The 17,562-nt window shown below is 49.2% G+C and carries 16 protein-coding genes; 8 read left to right on the top strand and 8 right to left on the bottom strand.

Annotated elements, in window-relative coordinates; all coding sequences use genetic code 11:
* Positions 1-209 precede the first annotated feature (209 nt).
* The gene (locus ACFPPD_RS00900; protein WP_209751617.1) at positions 210-680 is read left to right on the top strand and encodes a hypothetical protein; all 471 of its coding nucleotides are present in this window, start codon (positions 210-212) and stop codon (positions 678-680) included.
* A gap of 563 nt (positions 681-1,243) precedes the next feature.
* Here ACFPPD_RS00900 and ACFPPD_RS00905 read toward each other — a convergent pair.
* From ACFPPD_RS00905 to ACFPPD_RS00920, 4 genes are all read right to left on the bottom strand, one after another.
* Positions 1,244-1,657: a winged helix-turn-helix transcriptional regulator gene (locus ACFPPD_RS00905; protein WP_209751624.1), complete on the bottom strand. Its 414-nt coding sequence runs from the start codon at positions 1,655-1,657 to the stop codon at positions 1,244-1,246.
* A 150-nt stretch (positions 1,658-1,807) separates the two neighbouring features.
* Entirely contained in the window at positions 1,808-2,158 is a 351-nt protein-coding gene (locus ACFPPD_RS00910) for a VOC family protein (RefSeq protein WP_209751626.1), read from the bottom strand.
* Positions 2,159-2,180: 22 nt separating this feature from the next.
* Entirely contained in the window at positions 2,181-2,921 is a 741-nt protein-coding gene (locus ACFPPD_RS00915; RefSeq protein WP_209751628.1) for a VOC family protein, read from the bottom strand.
* Positions 2,922-2,948: 27 nt separating this feature from the next.
* Complete coding sequence (locus ACFPPD_RS00920) at positions 2,949-3,710, bottom strand: helix-turn-helix domain-containing protein (protein ID WP_209751630.1); 762 nt, start codon at positions 3,708-3,710, stop codon at positions 2,949-2,951.
* 438 nt (positions 3,711-4,148) lie between these two features.
* Here ACFPPD_RS00920 and ACFPPD_RS00925 point away from each other — a divergent pair, with 438 nt between their 5' ends.
* Both ACFPPD_RS00925 and ACFPPD_RS00930 read left to right on the top strand, forming a co-directional pair.
* Positions 4,149-6,830, top strand: coding sequence for a putative bifunctional diguanylate cyclase/phosphodiesterase (locus tag ACFPPD_RS00925; RefSeq protein ID WP_209751632.1), 2,682 nt, complete (start codon positions 4,149-4,151; stop codon positions 6,828-6,830).
* Between the two features lie 7 nt (positions 6,831-6,837).
* Positions 6,838-8,169, top strand: coding sequence for an ABC transporter substrate-binding protein (locus ACFPPD_RS00930; protein WP_209751634.1), 1,332 nt, complete (start codon positions 6,838-6,840; stop codon positions 8,167-8,169).
* A gap of 27 nt (positions 8,170-8,196) precedes the next feature.
* Here the strand turns inward: ACFPPD_RS00930 and ACFPPD_RS00935 are convergent, their stop codons facing one another.
* Positions 8,197-9,876 carry a GMC family oxidoreductase gene (locus tag ACFPPD_RS00935; protein ID WP_209751636.1) on the bottom strand — a complete coding sequence of 560 codons (1,680 nt, stop codon included), beginning with the start codon at positions 9,874-9,876 and terminating at the stop codon, positions 8,197-8,199.
* A complete protein-coding gene (locus tag ACFPPD_RS00940; RefSeq protein WP_209751638.1) occupies positions 9,863-10,303 on the bottom strand; it encodes a gluconate 2-dehydrogenase subunit 3 family protein in 441 nt (146 codons plus the stop codon). The genes ACFPPD_RS00935 and ACFPPD_RS00940 overlap by 14 nt, the downstream gene beginning before the upstream one ends.
* A gap of 502 nt (positions 10,304-10,805) precedes the next feature.
* Here ACFPPD_RS00940 and ACFPPD_RS00945 point away from each other — a divergent pair.
* The 3 genes from ACFPPD_RS00945 to ACFPPD_RS00955 are packed head-to-tail and all read left to right on the top strand — an operon-like array spanning position 10,806 to position 14,688.
* On the top strand, positions 10,806-12,371 hold the full coding sequence (locus tag ACFPPD_RS00945; protein ID WP_209751640.1) for a spore germination protein: 1,566 nt from the start codon (positions 10,806-10,808) through the stop codon (positions 12,369-12,371).
* Positions 12,361-13,557 carry a Ger(x)C family spore germination protein gene (locus ACFPPD_RS00950; protein ID WP_209751642.1) on the top strand — a complete coding sequence of 399 codons (1,197 nt, stop codon included), beginning with the start codon at positions 12,361-12,363 and terminating at the stop codon, positions 13,555-13,557. Before ACFPPD_RS00945 ends, ACFPPD_RS00950 begins: the two co-directional genes overlap by 11 nt.
* A 39-nt stretch (positions 13,558-13,596) precedes the next feature.
* A complete protein-coding gene (locus ACFPPD_RS00955) occupies positions 13,597-14,688 on the top strand; it encodes a GerAB/ArcD/ProY family transporter (RefSeq protein WP_209751644.1) in 1,092 nt (363 codons plus the stop codon).
* A 24-nt stretch (positions 14,689-14,712) separates the two neighbouring features.
* On the opposite strand, the gene ACFPPD_RS00960 is transcribed toward ACFPPD_RS00955, so the two are convergent.
* On the bottom strand, positions 14,713-14,925 hold the full coding sequence (locus ACFPPD_RS00960; RefSeq protein WP_209751646.1) for a YczF family membrane protein: 213 nt from the start codon (positions 14,923-14,925) through the stop codon (positions 14,713-14,715).
* A 175-nt stretch (positions 14,926-15,100) separates the two neighbouring features.
* Between ACFPPD_RS00960 and ACFPPD_RS00965 the strand changes: the two genes are divergently transcribed.
* Positions 15,101-15,532 carry an exosporium protein C gene (locus ACFPPD_RS00965; protein ID WP_209751648.1) on the top strand — a complete coding sequence of 144 codons (432 nt, stop codon included), beginning with the start codon at positions 15,101-15,103 and terminating at the stop codon, positions 15,530-15,532.
* Positions 15,533-16,010: 478 nt separating this feature from the next.
* Here ACFPPD_RS00965 and ACFPPD_RS00970 read toward each other — a convergent pair whose 3' ends face one another.
* Positions 16,011-16,631 carry a DUF4253 domain-containing protein gene (locus tag ACFPPD_RS00970; RefSeq protein ID WP_209751650.1) on the bottom strand — a complete coding sequence of 207 codons (621 nt, stop codon included), beginning with the start codon at positions 16,629-16,631 and terminating at the stop codon, positions 16,011-16,013.
* Between the two features lie 406 nt (positions 16,632-17,037).
* On the opposite strand from ACFPPD_RS00970, the gene ACFPPD_RS00975 reads away from it, so the two are divergent.
* The gene (locus tag ACFPPD_RS00975) at positions 17,038-17,322 is read left to right on the top strand and encodes a CPBP family glutamic-type intramembrane protease (RefSeq protein WP_209751652.1); all 285 of its coding nucleotides are present in this window, start codon (positions 17,038-17,040) and stop codon (positions 17,320-17,322) included.
* Positions 17,323-17,562: the final 240 nt, after the last annotated feature.

The raw sequence follows: 17,562 nt of genomic DNA on the forward strand, positions 1-17,562 counted from the left end.
TCGTCGTCATTGCCGTTGACCTGCCGTATATTTAAATCATAGATCAGCATAACTTAGCCCTCATCTATTTAATAGGTGGGGGCTATTTGACGCTTACATTTGAAGTACCGCATTATGACATCCATGCTTACTTCATCACGGAAGAAGAACAGCAAAAGATTAAGTAAAATATTTGTTCATCGAAAGTTCGAAAGAGTGGAGTGAGCAATTTGTTAAAAAAACAGAGCCTTGCGGTTATCCTGGTGATCTTAGGGTGTATCAGTCTGGCCGGCTGCGGAAACGGCAGCAACAACAGTAGCGAAGGCGATCAAAGCACGATCGAGTACAAAGTGAGTGAGGATGGAGGCAATATCTCGCTTTCAGCGGAGGATGCGCTGCCGGAAGGGTTTCCGAAGGAAATTCCGATCATTGAAGGTTCGTTCTCCCAGGTTGCCTTGTCATCGGACAGCAGCATGACGGTATCTTACGATGTGAAGAAAAGCTTCAAAGAGGTGCTTAAGGTTTACAAAGACTATTACAAGTCGGCAGGTTATACGGATATGCAGGAAATATTGATCGACGATTCCTATTCGGGGACCGGCGTCCGCGACGGCAAGCAGCTGCTTGTGACGCTCAGCGTCGTTACGGACGATCCTAATTTGACATCGGTGTCGCTAACCTATCAAGACGAAGTCAAATAATAAGGCTGAGTTCCACTCTGTTGTGACTTAATGACAGACAAATGAACTGTAAAACATGCAGTTATTTCGGCTAAATATCAGATATCTGGTGAAATAGATGTAATACATACATTAATTTCACCAGATTCATCCTGCATCAGTTGAAATCCGCAAAATTATGTGCACCTTTTGCATATAATTCGTGCAAAGGCCTTACCATGTATCTTTTTTCATGCACATTTTACAGTTAAATATTCCAACTACGTTGTTTCTAAGCAACATTCACGCTGAACTCAGCCAATAATAAACAATCCCCTCTGCCGGTTGAATGAATCGGAAACGGGATCCTCAATATCTTGGATTCCCATATGGAAGCCTGCATGAAGCTAGGCATAGAAATCCTAGGTCCGCTGGAGGTTTGGGAAAGATAGACGAAGCACAATCGACTCCCGGCATTACGCGGACGGAATGTTCCGCGGCGCCTAAGCTAGTGGCAATAACAATCATCAGTTCGAAAAAGGCATCCTCATCATAGGATGCCTCTTGTTTATTCATTCCGCTTCAGGAACTGCGATGTGATTTTGTTATGAAGTAATATCGTCGAAATTCCGCAAAAGATCCTGCTCCAGCCCTTTTTCGTTTGTTGTTAGTTTCTGCATGATCGGAATACTCATATCGGTATTGGGGTTGTATTTAAGGCCCCAGTGCATAATGGCAAATACGACGGGAAACAGATCAAGTGCCTTTTGTGTGGGTCGGTACATCGTTTGCGCTCGGTTTGAATTGCCTTCTATCTTGATGAGCAGGCCTGCTTCAGTAAGCGATTGAAGCCGTACGCTCAAAATATTGGTTGAAATGCGCTCGCGTGAAGCAAGAAACTCGCGGTAATACCGTTTGTTATGGATAAGGACGTCACGAAGTATGATTAGGCTCCATGGATCGCCCCATATGTCGAGCGCATATACGATTGGACAAACTGTAGAAGATCGCTTTTTCATGAGCTGATTATAATATCTGATCATGTATTTCGAGTTCGGGAGCGTGAACTATGTAAGTAAGCGTCAAACAGCCCCCATCATGCATGATGGGGGCCGTCGAAACTCCAAGCATTACTCCAACTGGAGGATTATTTCCATGTATTTGTTTGGTTACTTGTACTGAATAAGGCCCAATTGCACACCAACTGGATCGACAACATAGGCAAGGTAACAGTCACCTAAGTCCATTTTGTCTTGCGATACAGTGGCGCCGTTCTCTAAAGCCTTGGCAATAGAAACGTCGATATTTTCAACTTGAATTTGAACACGTGTGCCTTGAGGAAATTCGGAAGGTCCTTGGGCAATTCCCCCATCAATTCCTTGGCTCTCCCCTGCTCCAGTCTTGGCAGTTCGGTAACCCCAATTGGGTTCCGAAACCTCCCAACCGAAGACAGTCGAGAAAAATTGTGCTTGGCGATCAGGATCTTGGCTGCTCAATTCGAATAATACGACAGGATTCACTGTGTGCACCTCTTCTAGTTTTTTAGGATAATTGAATCATTCCAAATTCTCGACCCTCGGGATCATAGAAGGCGAAGATGAGAGTATCATTCTCTGCGATCAAATCGGTCACGGCGATACCGTTCCTCCGTAAGTAAACGTGATCAGCTTTCGCATCGTTCGTCCGAAACTCGCAAAACCTTCCTTGGATGAACGATAGCGGCGAATCAAACACGGTAATCGGTACTCCACGAAGGCAGCACATCCGCGCTTCAGGAGAAGAGGAGGTTTCGACGGTAAAATCGTATTCGATTTCCACGCCCAGGACGTTCAGATACCAGGCTAGAGAAGACTCAAAATCGCTTGCTCCAATGAAAATTCCGTCCATCCGAAAAAAGTTGTTGGGATGAAGCGCCCAGGACGGTTCGCTAATAACGCTTACGGGATTACCGTCCGGATCCTTAAAGTTGAAATCAACATAATGGTGCCAGTTTACTGGTTCGGATGCACGGACTTCCAGCTTGTCTAGGGAAGCGTGAGCTTTACGAGCATCATTGCATTTGAAATGGAACGGATTGCATTGATACAAGTTCAGTCGCTCTGATTGCTTAAGCACCAATGATGCACCTACCGCCAATCGGATCGTAACTTGTTCATTACTGCTCGCAACCTCCTCCATCCCGAAATGACGCATATACCAGTTTGCGGTACTACGTGCATTGGATACAGGGACATATAAGGAATGAAGTGATGTAATGTTTAGCTTGGGTCGAGTTTCTGCCATTATGCGAACTCTCCTATTTAAACAATATCAATGCCTCATAACGGGAACCATCAGTGAGTAGCTATCCTCTGTTGAAAATGTTACCTTCCGCATCGGTTCACCTACCTGCTGAAACCCGAACCGACGGATCATCGCGAGAATAGGCTTGCATGAAAAGGGCATGTCCCACGCGCAGACCATTGTAGCGAAGAGAGTTTGCGGGACCGTCTCCAACCGCGCTCCATCCGGAGCTTGGCTCATACCCGTCACAAGGAAACCGACTTCAGTATTTATGACGCCAGTCTCACCATGCCTTTCATTGAGTATATAACGAACATACCCCGATCGCTCACATGTTTGTTTTGGATTGATCCGTTCCTTATAAATCTTTTTGACAGTCGTCTGCAAGCCCTCAGTAGGAGAATTGGTGTCCAGTAGAAACCAGACTAACGTCTTTGGACTCTCCCAATGAACCAGATGCATCCGTTTCGTCCGGGAATCAAAGCCCTGAAGGAACTGGTTCGCCACCTGGACGGAGAGTAATTTCGCCGAAGCCATGTTACGCCACGCCTCTAGGAGTTGCTCCCTTCGATTGGTCGGAGCCACAAGAAACTCACGAATACCCGCAATGCTAACATCAGCCTGTCGCAAGCTATTCACAAGCTGGGCAGACTCCACCTGTGACTCTGTGTACTGCCGGTACCCATTCTCCAAACGCACCGCAGGAACAATTAAACCCGTCTCTTCGTAATAACGTAAAAGCTTGGGGCGAAGCCCTGTTCGGTCGCTGAACTGGCTGATCGTCATCATGCCGTTCGTGTCTCCTCGGAGTGTATTCAAGGACGTCCTTTTCTCTAGTATAAAGGTTCCGGTAACCGGAAGGTCAATCTCTTTTTCCAGTTGTCTTCAATTTCTCCACGCCTATATAAGAAGCCGCTAATTTGCACATGATCCAGCTCATCTAAATACCGGGACCAAATGGGATGTTGGGTCAAGCCGCGTTGTATCCGAAACGCTTCGATCGTGGCTGCGCTATCCACATATCCTCTAGACGTCGACCCCTCGACCTGAAAACCGCCCGTCCCGATTTCGCTGCAAAGGAATCGTAGCGGCTTTTTTTTGCGGACTGAAGGAATTTGTCGTTATTTACCGAATTATTTCCTAAATATAAGAAAACGCTATCGCGGACAAATATACCGTTGTCGTCATATCAACATGGCCGATCCACCACGCCACAGGGGGCCTGCAATGCGTCCGCGTTCTATTTTACCGCTATGGCGGCCTAGGCTGCTTATGATCGGCGGATATTTGCTGTTGGTTCTTCTATCGTTCGTATCCGAATATAACGCCGTTCCTTGGTTTTACGGGTATCAGATAGGCTTTGGTTCCGTTTTTTTGCTTGTCGTCCTGCTTATATATGGGTTGGCATGGGGCCTGCCCGCGGCCGTTTGCATCTATGGATCCTTGGCTTTGCTTGGTGAGACGACGTGGATTCAAACCCTGCCGCAGCTTGCATTCATTGCCGTAACCGGCCTCCTGCTCCGGAAGTTTCCCGACAAATTGATTTTGATCGCCTGCTTCTACTGGTTGTTGGCCGGATTGCCGTTAGACTATCTTCTCTATGTCCATGAAACGGATTACCAGGATGGTCTTGGCTATCTGTTCGGCTTGAACGGCGCTCTGAATTCCCTTATTTCGGCGCTCGCCGCCGACATGATCCTGTCGTACTCGCCTATTCGCCGCTGGCTTGCGCCAGGTCGGGCAAGGTCCGGTTATGCATTTAACCGGATTGTACTGCATTTGACGTTAGTGGCAACTACCGTGCCGTTTTTTATTTTTATCCTTATTAACGGGTATCAAGCAAAGGACGCGGTAATGGATCGGGCAAGGAACAATTTGGATACGCAAGCAAGCATCGTGAATCGCGACCTTACGGCGTGGACGGAAACGAATTATCGCTCCCTGCGGCTAATGGGGGCTCTTCAACTTCGTAAATTGCAAAACGATATGCGAATCAATGCCGAAAGCATGCCCCCTACAAAACTGGTCCTGCTCGATTCGGAGGGCCGTGCGGTCAGCGTCGTCGGGACGGATGCGCCTTTGATCGGAGAAACGTTTGATTGGAGAATCGGGGGAAAGGTGCAGGTTCGGAACTCTACCGATTCGCTATGGTTGCCTGAAGCCCGATATCCGTATAGTAGCGAAATGTGGCGTTATGCCTATCTCGTGCGCGAATCATCCGTCGGCAACGGCAATAGGGCGGTGTTCCTTATGCCGTTCTCCCCCTATATGGAGGAACCCGTCAAATCGTTTATTTCTTACATCCGGTTGCTGCTCTTGTTCGTCGCGGTTACGATGATGCTGACCCTGCTGCTCAATCGATTGTTCTTCCGTTCGCTGACCAGGCTTGCGGAAGCGACAACCGGCATCCCGGATAAAGTCTCGCTCGACGGATCGTTGGATTGGCCCACAAGCGACATCAGCGAAATCCGCATGCTCACGGAAAACTTCCGATCCGTTGCCGATAATCTCGCCGCGATCTTCCGTCAGACCAAGAGCGCGAACAACCAGTTGAATCTGCAAAAGGAGCAGCTCGCGCTGTCGGAGAAACGGCTGTTCCAATTGGCTTATTACGATCATTTGACCGGACTGCCCAACCGATTGAGCATGAAAGAACGCTTGACGAAGGAGCTCGAAGCCGCCGCTTCGTCCGGATGGAGCGCTTGCTTATCCGTATTGTTCATCGATTTGGATCGATTCAAGCACGTCAACGACACGCTTGGCCATATCGTCGGAGACGATTTGTTGTGCCTCGTATCCGAACGGCTATCGAGAGAACAGTCCGACCATACCTTCATTGCCCGTATCAGCGGCGATGAATTCGTCATTCTCTTGAACCACGCCGACCCGGATGACGCCGTGCGAACATCCGCGCGGATTATCGAGCAGTTCGGCAGTCCGTTCTTGCTGCACGGCCACTCGTTGTACGTGACCCCGAGCATCGGGATGGCCACTTCGCCTCATCATGGCCGCGACATCGATACTCTCATGAAGAACGCGGATTCAGCCATGTATGCGGCCAAAGAAAACGGCGGCAAAGGATTCATCGTCTATTCGGAGGCCTTAAACGGCAGAATCTCGAAATCCATGTGGCTTGAGAACAACTTGCATCAAGCGCTGATCGACAATAAATTCGAGCTTTATTATCAGATGAAGATAGACAGCGTCACCGGAGTCATCGCCGGCATGGAGGCGCTTGTCCGCTGGCGCCATCCCGAGCGCGGCTTCATCCCGCCTAGCGAATTTATCCCGGTCGCGGAAGAGACGGGACTGATTATCCCGCTGGGCGATTGGATCTTGCGAACGGCTTGCGAACAGAACGTAAAGTGGCACAAGGCCGGGCATTCCCCGCTCCGGATCGCGGTCAACCTATCGGCCAGACAATTCCACAATCCCCGCCTGGTCGAGACGATCTGCGACATCCTGGCCGAGACCGGCATGCCCTCGCGGTATTTGGAGCTCGAGATTACAGAGGGTTATCTCCTTAAGAATGAGGACTACGTGGTCGGAGTGCTTCAGCACTTGAGAGAACTGGGAGTGTATATTTCGATTGACGATTTCGGCACCGGTTACTCTTCGTTAAGCCAGTTGAAGAGATTCCCCGTTCAAGCGGTCAAGATAGACAAGTCCTTCATTCAGGGCATGGATTCCGATAGCAGCAACGATTCGATCGTGAAGGCCGTCATCCAGCTTGCCCATAGCATGAACCTGAAGGTCGTGGCTGAAGGCGTCGAGACGACGGCGGAAGAAGGATTGCTGCGCCGTTACGGCTGCGACGAGTTCCAGGGTTATTTGTTCGGGAGGCCGATGCCCGCGGCGGCATTCGAAGCCTGCTTGGCAGGCATGCCCATTATCGAACCGGGAAGGTGAGACGTAGATGACGAGAAGTGTATGGCTGTCCGTTTGCCTGATGATCGCATTGTTGACAGGCTGCTCGGCCGGCATCGAGTACGATCCTGTTCAGACTCCGATTCCGGGTATGGCCGCGGCTGCGCGAGAAGAGGTCGGCCCAAGCGGGGACGACATCCGGCACCCGACCGGGAAAGTATCGGTTTGGAGCTATTATGCCGGAGCCGAATGGATCGTCCCGGTTATCCAAGCCGAATATCCGGATCTTAAGGTTGAAGTGATCACCGTGCCCTGGGATAACTATGAGGAAAACTATTTAACCGCAATCGATCATGGCAACGCGCCGGATGTTCTGCTCGTGGATAACAATATGCTCGGCAAACTGGTCAGCTTGAATATATTCGAAGATTTGTCGGCCGCGCCTTACAACGGAGAGCCGTTGGCCAGACGATTCACCGCTTCGACGATCTCGCCATTCCGTTCTCTGACGGACAACCGCCTATTTGCCTTGCCGCTGGACGTCGGTCCGGGCGTCGCGTATTACCGGCGCGATTTGTTCCTAAAGGCGGGGTTGCCGGCCGATCCGGAAGAGCTCGGCAGATTCATGGAGGATCCGAACAACTGGTTGAGGGCGGCGCTAAAGCTGAAGCAACAAGGCTCCTGGATCGCCTCCTCGGATTGGGACCCCATCTGGATGACGGAATATGCCTCGGGATTTTTCGATCGCAGCCTTGACTATGCCCGCGATACGTCCTCTTTCGCCGCCGCAATCGATTTAGCCCGGAATATTCGCAAGAATGGGCTTGCGTCCGGTCTTGACCCCTATAGCGAAGCCGGACGGGCTGCGCTGAATGACGGCAAGACGGCGATGTTCTTCAACGGATGGTGGTACGGCAATAATTTGAAAACGGTAGCGCCGGATACAAGCGGGCTTTGGCGCATGATGCGGCTCCCTCTAGGATTGTACGGTTGGGCCGGCAGCTCGGGAACCGCGATCTCGGCTTCTTCCCGCAACAAACCGGGGGCGTGGGCGGTCGTAAACACGTTGGCCAAACATATTGCGGACGTTGCCGGCAACAGCGCGCTGAAAGGAACGACAACGGCCCCCGGGGATCCTTATTACGGCGGGCAGCAGACGCAAACGCTCTATGCCGATTTGGTGCGGCACATGCCGCCGTTCACCCCCACGCCGCTAGACGACAAAGCCAAGAAAATCTGGGCGCAGTTCGTCGGCAGCGCGTTGGACAGCGATCGCGACCCGAACGAAACATTGGATTATATCCGGCAGCTGACGATGGATTCGCTGCAGTCGGACCTCGATCTATTGAAGGCGGAACAGATATCGCCACCCTCTTCGTGAGCGTGCAAGCGGCGCTGGCTTCAGCCTTTATATCAAATCCCCCTTTGATACCGCTTGCTTAATATAATCCGCCTGCCAATAGGCAAGAGCCCCAATCGTCTCTGTTGGATTAAAGGCGGACATCGTCGGGAATAGGGAATTGCCGGCAACGAACAAATTGCGGACGCCATGAACCTTGCCGTACCTGTCGGTTACCGATACCCTCTCATCTTCACCCATTCTCGTTCCGCCGCTTGGATGCGACAGTTCCCATGGCGATTGAACGTCGTCGCCTCCCCATATTTTTTGCGCCCGGGCCGCTTGCAAGATCTCGGTCATCTTCGAATAAAAAAACCGATGCATCGCTTTCTTCTGCGGGCTCCAATCAAAGGTGACCCGCGGGAGAGGCAACCCGAGCCGGTTGGTCGCTTGGGGGTCGAGATCGATGAAGCTCGAACGCATCGGAGGATCTGTCAGCAGCGACAGAACCAAATAATAACGACTGAAGGTCTCAACGACGAACTCCTTAAATATAGGACCCCAAGCTGGAACGCCTTCGGGGAGAGGGATATTCTTCACGAATTCAAGCGGCTGTCCGGCAGCTCCCACAGCGTGCGCTCCGAATATGAAGCCTCCCATGACGAACCCCAGTCCCGTATGGTCAAAACGATCTTCCGTATAATTCGTAATGGCCATAAGCGGCTCGGAAGGCCCGATATGGACATCCATACGTTCGTCAAACAAACCGGCCACTCCGCAATACGCATGTTGATGAAAATATTTCCCCACCTGACCATGCTGATTTCCAATACCATTCGGAGCGTATTGATTTCTTGACAAGAGTAGCAGCCAGACATTATACAATGTATTGGCCGCAACAATCACAATGCTTGAAGTGAGCTCGTAGACCGTTCCGTTCGAATCCATACAGACCACTCCGTCTGCATGCCGCTGAGAACTCATCGTAATCTTGTATACATACCGGTCCGTAAGCAACGTAAAATTCGGATTTTTCAGCGCTTCCTTCAGTTCCGTCACTCTTGTATTTGATTTTGCATCCACCGTACATTCATAGCCCATGCAGAAGCCGCAGTATCCCGTTCGTTTCCTCCCCTGATAATCGCGGGAGATAATGCCCGCCGGCATTGGAAACGGTCGATAGCCTAGTTCCCTGCTCGCCTGCGCAAAGTGATTTGTTGCATATCCTTGCTCCAGGGGCGGCAATGGATACGGCTTCGACCTTGGAGGTCCGTACATCATTTGGGAGGCATCACCGGAGACGCCCAGCCTGTATTCGAACTTCGTGTAATAAGGCTCCAAATCTTCATAAGTAAGCGGCCAATTGGCAATGGCTCCATCCGGGATTTGACCCCAGACATCCAGCGCTTTGAAGACGGTCGGCTCGAAGCGCCAGCTTGCTCCTCCCCAATGGTTCATGCTCCCGCCGGGCCCCCACCCGTCAAGCAGTTGGGGGATTCGGGGGAATGCTTTTTGCGTTGACGCGCGCGAATGAGGCCTCCACGTCATGCCCCCGTTTTTCGGCGTAGCCCACAGAAGATTCTGGCGAATCGGGAAGCGAAGCTCATCCATCGATACCTCTTTTGTTGCCAGCATCGGACCTCGTTCCAGCACGCAAACCGATAATCCCGAATCGCTTAACTCCCTGCCGAGAATACCGCCTGCCGCGCCCGCTCCGACAATGATTACGTCATAATCAGGTTTCTTCATACGCTATTCCTTCGAGCGAATAGTACACCGTCGGAAGCTCGACTTCATTAAGGGTTTCCGGAGGATGAAAGGTCGGACCGGCATAACCCAGCATGCGCCATCCGAACGCCTTATAATTGCCGCCGTATAACGGGTCGCTGAACATTCCCTCCAACGTATGATCCCGTAAAAGCTGAAAAAAATCGCTTTTTTCATACGACAGGAGCAAGTCGGCCAGTTGATCCCCGTTAAGCTCAAGCAATGGCTTATGATGGACGTGCATGGCTCCTTCGCTTAGTTGGTTCAACCCTTTGCGATAGACTGCAATGAAACAACGATTGCTCTTCATATCCCGCCAAATAAACTCATGCACCTTTGCCTTGGCAGCGCCAGGAAAAATGACTTCCGTCAATATCTGAATCATTCGTATTTCGTCATTGGTGATCATTACGCCTCCCCCTTATCCATAACCTCATTTATCTAAAATTATATATTGGGGTCCGCCGTATATTGTATCGAGGTGATGAGGGTGCACGCCAATATTTTTGCGGAAGCTGCCGATTACGCGAGAATCCATGCTCCTTTCGAATTGAATATGCTGATCGCCCCTGTCGAGCGATTACCGGAGATTGTTACAGAAATAATGGCATTATCGAAGTACCCCGTTCTGTTTGTGACCCGAACCGGGTATATACCTTATGCGACAAAATCGGAGATTATGAGACGCGGCACAGCGAATTTATTTTTACTCGGCGGAGAAGAGAGCATTTCGGAATGGGTTGTTTACGCATTATCCACCTTAACGAAAGGGAGGATCTATCGAATGTTGGAATGCCGTATAACGAATGAAGATCGGTAAGCCTTGAGATTCAGAGTCCTCAGAATCTGAATAGGCTTCACGCAACACGCAAATACTGGAAATACATGAAATGAATTGGGGGGGGGGCATCGTGGTTTTTAAACAAACCGATCAACCCCGGAACAACAAAGAAAATACCGGCGGGACGGCATCGCAAGAAGCTGAACGGATTCTTGGACGGAATTTGGACGATACGCTAAGCGCGATAAGACAATCGCTCGGCAACAGTCCGGACGTCATCGTCCGCCCTGTTCAAATAGGAGCCGTTCCAGGTGTCCGGGTTGCGGTTATTTATATAGAAGGGTTATCAAGCAAGCTGTACGTGAACCGATTTTTGTCCCAATCGTTGGGTGAAGATAACCCGGACTCGAACGATAACGATCGCATTTTCGAGACCATTCTGGCTAAGGCTTCTTCGACCTTGGGAAATCTCAAGGTTCTGAACGATTGGGACGGCATGATTCACTCCTTGTTGTCCGGCCATATCGTTATCCTGATGGATGGCCGCAGCGGCGCGGTAATCGCGGACATACGCGACGGGGAATGGAGATCGATCTCGGAGCCCACGACCGAACTTACCGTACGGGGCCCGAAAGACAGCTTCATCGAGTCGATCGATACGAATATTGCATTGGTCAGAAGGAGATTGAAGAATCCGAATTTGCGGCTTGAAACGATGACAATCGGGAACGAGTCCAAGACGGACGTCGCGATCATGTACATTAATGGCGTTACGAATGACCGACTAGTGAGCGAAGTTAAGCAGCGTCTGTCCGCTATCGAAGTGGATGCCATCCAAGGCTCGGGGTATCTCGAGGAGCTAATCCGAGATCAAACGTTTACGCCATTCCCAACGATATTCAATACGGAGCGTCCGGATATGGCGGTCGGGAATATGCTGGAGGGACGGATTGCGCTGATCGTCGACGGCACGCCGTTCACCTTGATTATGCCGACCACCTTCTCGCAATTTTTAAAAACGACGGAGGATTATTATCAACGCTTCTATTTTGCCGTCTTTTTGCGATTCGTCAGGTATTTCAGTTTTTTCGTTTTATTGCTGCTGCCGTCGAGCTATATCGCGGTGACCACTTTCCATCACGAGATGATTCCGACCAGCCTGATCATCAATTTGTTGGCTCAGCGCGAAGGAATACCCTTTCCCGCCTACTTCGAAGCGATGCTGATGGAGATCTCGTTCGAAATCATGCGTGAAGCGGGCATTCGTATGCCGCGGGCAGTCGGACAGGCCGTGTCGATTGTCGGAGCAATCGTATTGGGTACGGCGGCGGTCGAAGCGGGCGTCGTGACCGCGATGATGGTCATTATCGTATCCCTGACGGGAATTGCCAGTTTTGCCATTCCGGGCCTGCCATTGAACAATGCCGTTCGGGTGATCCGATTTCCCATGATGATTCTGGCTTCCACATTCGGTTTTTACGGTATCATGATGGGCATGATCTTTCTCGTGGCTCACATGACCAGCCTGAAGTCGTTTGGCGTTCCGTACCTGTATCCGTTCTCGCCTTTTGACCCTTGGCGGCAAAAGGATACGTTCTGGCGATCTCCCATCAAAACCTCCCGTACGCGGCCGGATCTCAAAGAAAAGGCGGGGGAATCCCCCGATGTGCCGGAAGGAGAAAGGCATGAGTCCTAGATCGGGCATTCTCATTCTCTTGATTTCCGGCCTGATATTCATTGAAGGCTGTTGGGATTACCGAGAGCTGAACGAGCTGTCCCTAGCCATGGCGATGGGAGTAGACAAAGACGATGACAAGGACGGATTCCGCGTCACTTTTCAAATCGTTAACCCGAAAGAAGTAGCCGGCCGGAATGCGACGGGAAGAGCCGTACCGGTCGCCGTCTATTCCGATACGGGACAAACGATATTCGAAGCGATCCGCAAAGTCGCGCTTAAGGGATCGCGCCGGATTAATCTCCAGCATTTGCGGATTTTGATTATGGGCGAGAGCCTCGCGAGGGATGGGGTGAAAGACGTATTCGATTTTATGGAACGCGATCACGAGTCCCGTCTGACGACAAGAGTGTACATCGCCAGAGGCAACGACGCGGAAACGGTCTTGAATACGCTCACGCTCATCGACGAAATACCGGCCAACGCCATACTCGGCAAGGTCAAGCTCTCGGAGAGGGCCGAAGGGGAAAACTACGAAGTCCGGCTGATCGATGCCATCCACGGAATCTTTAGAAAAACAAGCGGCCTTGCCGTCAGCGGGATTACACTCGTTGGCAACGCTCAAACTGGTCCGAAAATATCCAATATGCAGCATACCTCGACACCGGCCGAATTGGATATTGCCGGCATGGCCATCTTAAAGGACGGCAAGCTTACGGGATGGCTGAAGGGGGACAATGCGCGCGGGGTTACATGGGTTAACAATAAGCTGAAAAGCACGATCGTCAATCTGAAGTGCAAGCCGAAAGGAAAAATCAGCATCGAGACTTATCACTCATCGACGAAGATCAGGACCGATGTTCGGCATGGTCTTCCGATTATCCATATTACGATACGTCAAACCGGTAAAGTGGCAGAAGCCGACTGTCCGATCGATCTCACGAAATCGTCCGAAATTCGAAATCTGGAGCGGAAGTGGGAGGAAGAAACGAAGCATGTGGTGGTGGATGCCGTAGAAGCGGTTCAGCGGCTGAAGAGCGATGTTCTTGGATTCGGGGAAGCGGTGGAACGGGAACGGCCGCGGGCTTGGAAGGAAATGAAGGATAGCTGGGAGGACCTATTTCCGGCATGCGAAACAGAAGTTACCGTTAAGTCGAAAATTATGCGGACAGGTATGCGAACCAAATCAAGCATGTCCAACAAATAGAGAATGCAAAGCGACTTGCGGCGAAACGAGGGAGGTAAGATGGAGAGAGCGAAAATGAGCCCGGGGCAGTTGGCTGCGTTGATCTTCCTGTTCGAGATGGGAACTACGCTTGTTGTGAGTCTGGGATTGAAGGCGGAGAAAGATGCCTGGCTCACGACCCTTTTGGGACTGGCCGGAGGATTGGTGTTGTTTGGCGTATATGCTTCCCTGTACCTCCGCTACCCGAATCTCCCTCTTACCGGGTATGCCAGAAGAATATGGGGTAAATGGATCGGGTGGCCGATCGGTCTGCTCTACGTCCTTTTTTTCATTTACGGAGGCGCGAGAGACATGAGGGACGGCGCCGATTTGTTAGTCAGCTCGGTACTGGATCAAACGCCGATGATCGCCATAAGCGCCTTTATGATTCTGACGATCGGCTACGTCTTGGACAAAGGCATTGAAGTACTGGCAAGAACGGCCCAGATATACTTTATGGTCATGATCGTGCTGGGAGTGCTCAGCAACGTCCTGCTGATTATAGCCCAAGTCATCGATATTAAGCATCTTCTTCCCGTTTTGCAGAACGGGTGGCGTCCCGTTATCAAAACAACGCTCACTCAGACGCTCGAATTCCCCTTTAGCGAAATGGTTTGCTTTACGATGCTGTTCCCCTACTTAAATCAGCCGAAAAGGGGGATACGAATGGGTGTAACGTCGCTCTTCGCCGGCGCTCTCGTATTAAGCTTCAGTACGGCGATGAACATTGCCGTGCTGGGCATCGATATTGCAGGTCGGGCAACCTTCCCGCTTCTCACGTCAATCAGTCTGGTGAATATCAAGGAATTTATTCAACGAATGGATGTATTGGTCGTCATGTCGCTTATTATCGGCGATTTTTTCAAGGTTGCCGTCTTTTATTATGTCGCCGTGCTGGGAGCGGCGGATTTATTCCGTTTGAAAGACCATCGGAAGTTGGTTTATCCGGTGGGACTGATCCTATTATTTCTCTCGATTATTATCGCCAATAATTTTCCGGAGCATATCGAGGAAGGCAACTTTGCTTTGTCGTCCGTATTTTTGCTATTCGGCATCATCCTGCCGTTGCTGCTTTGGGCGGCGGATTTCGTGCGCGGACGATTCCAATCCTGACGGAAAGCAGGCTTCGCCGGAAGTCTATTTTTTGTAAACGCCCTTTATGATTTCCATAGTTCCGACATATAGAATCGTCAACGCGGCAACGACCATTTCGGAATTGGACATAAATAGGAAATGCCTCAGGATCGAATCCGTCGATGTTTGCAGCTTAAAGCCCAGCAACAAATCCATCATAACCGTAAAGCTGACGCTAAGAATAAGGAGCACCAGAGTCAGAAGCCATCTTCTCATGCACGCATCCCGCCTTTCCATCCGAATACAATCGAATGCAGAATTATTGTGGGATCGGAGACCGGCTTTCATGCATGCCCGATAGAAAGTAAAAACCACCCCAAGGCTTGAACACAAACAAACTCCTTTTATTCAACATTATATAAGTGTATGAATGAAATGGGGGGTAATGATTATGAGGCATATTATTGATTACAACGCTGTTCAGCCACGTAACAGGAAACTGGGAGGGTCTTTTGCGGCTCTTTTTGGGGGGAAACCGAAAGTTAAGCTGGCGACCATCCAAATAATAATTTCTCCCCATGCTCGTCCGAATCGGGTCGAATTACTCTCCACTGTCGGTATAACGGGAGTGAGACGCCTCTCTCGACTTTCATTAACGATCTTTCGTGACGGCAAACAAATTTTCAATACACAGCAGGACATCGAATCCGCTCGCTTCAGGCAATTTTATTTTGTTACGCTTCAAGGAATCGATCGTAATGTACAACCAGGCAAGCATGTTTACACGCTATTCGCTGAAAATGTAGGGGCCGCTAATACAAGAGTAGACGTGGATGGTCCCATTAATTTCAGCGGATTGGCTATTAAAACCGGAAACCGCTAAGCGTGGAAAAATTTGGTTGAGCTTCCCCTTAAAAATACAAAAGGGCCGGAGTCCTCAAACACGAGGAATTCCGGCATTCTTTGTGTCTATATAAGTTGAACTTAAGAACCGACATACCGTGCATGAAGTCCATCTTGGAACTGGAGCAAAATAAGGCTGCGGCATAACGTTATTCACGCCGATTTCGGTTATTGATGGAAAATAAGATGATGCAGTAACGTTAAATCCTGATTATGGAGCTAATTCAGGCCATAGAAGAGAAATTAGCGTTACAGCAGGGCTCTATTTTCTTGAAAGCGAAGAAAATAATCATAATAGGGTGATCCCATAACGTTAAACCGTGCCAACACCAGGTAATCTTTGGTTCAACCTATATAGCAAACTTGCTCTTTGAATCTGTGACTTTATATTTTCAATTCTCCTATGAGCTTTTTCATTAATGAAATCTAATGACCTTAAGCAGACCGCCGATGACAGCCTAATCCCACCAAAGATATAGTTTTTTTGAATTCTTTATTTCTTCAATTAGTGATTCAATATCCCCAGCACCTTGCTCAACTACATCTGGACAAAAATCATAAATTTCTTTTGCAAAAGATTTTATTTCTTTATCAGATGGAAGAACCTTAAAATTTGCCTCAACCCAATCGAAATCAGCCCCGATAATATCAAAGGGGTATCGACTATTCCATTTCTTCAGAGTATCAATTACATCTTCGTTTCCTATATCGTAATTGTCACCATTCGTTTGTTGGATTTTTAGAATATCAAACTGGTCGTTCCCTTTTATTGCGCCTATCTTAGAACGATTATTTTCTTGTTCACTAATAAAGACTAAGCACCCTAAAGGATTTAGCTTAGATTTAAGTTCAATGATTATTTTTTCAGCTTGTTCATTTGAAGTCGAGAAAGAAATCCCATCAACATCTTTTTCGCCTTTGTCATCCAAGTTTTTTATGGTTAATCGCTGATAGTTGTTATTAGACACTTGTTTAAAAATGTCTATTGCATCATGACTAAATCCCATTTCATAAACCAATTCTTCGTTTAGTGTATCACTTTTGTTTTTTCCGAATCGAAAAAACTTTTTCCAATCCATTTCCAGCCCCTCTTTCTATGTTTTTATAACCATTATGCAACTTTTCGAATGAAACTATTCTGCCCGTAGAGTTCCCCCTGCGAGGAGTTCCGGCGTTCTAAGCGTTGACTCCGTGTTGACTTCGACCATAAAAACAGAGCAACGGCGGTCATCTCACCATGCTCTGTACTCATAAGTAAAGCACTACTAGAAGTCTTTCGCCTCTTACTCATCCCTCACAGCCACCGGATTCTCACTATAAGAAATTCAATCGCTCCAGCTGGCGTTTTCCCTTAAGTGACGCAGCCTCTTATATTTGGAATGCTATCAAAATTTTGCACATAGGTTAAGAGTAGTCGATTGCACATTAGGAGAGGAACTGTTCACCTCGGTCATGAAGTTCCTTCTTCATCAGGGTATGTCGGAATTGGAGGATTTTACGGCTCAATACAGCAATGTACCCGCTTTTTATTTGATCGCTTCCGCTGTCCTAAACACTGCGCTGGAGCTCGTTCTTTTTATAGGCATTATGTTTAATGAAGCGCGAAGGAGAGTACCTAACTTCTGGGCAATGCTTACCATCGCGCTTATTATTGCGGCATTGCAGCCGGGTGGGATTGCCATGCAGCTTCTTGGTATCCCGTTAGGATTTCTGTACGGCTATATGTATAGCAAATTGAAATCAATCTGGTACGTTATTCTAATCGGCTGATCGTTTAATGTGGCATTCTTTACGATGGTAAAGACAAGCCTATTCGGTTTATTCGACGATCTGAGCGATACAACTCTAATGATCATTGCCATTGGAGCGGCGTTGTATATGATTATAAGCACGGTCTGGTACAGTTTAAGTGCGTATTCCGAAAAGTTTTAGCCACCCATTCCGGAAAGTATTGGTCACCGATTCCGGAAAGTCTTAGCCAGTCATTCCGAAAAGTATTGGTCGGTCATT

It is taken from the genome of Cohnella suwonensis, from assembly GCF_042655365.1.
GTDB classification, from domain to species: domain Bacteria; phylum Bacillota; class Bacilli; order Paenibacillales; family Paenibacillaceae; genus Cohnella; species Cohnella suwonensis.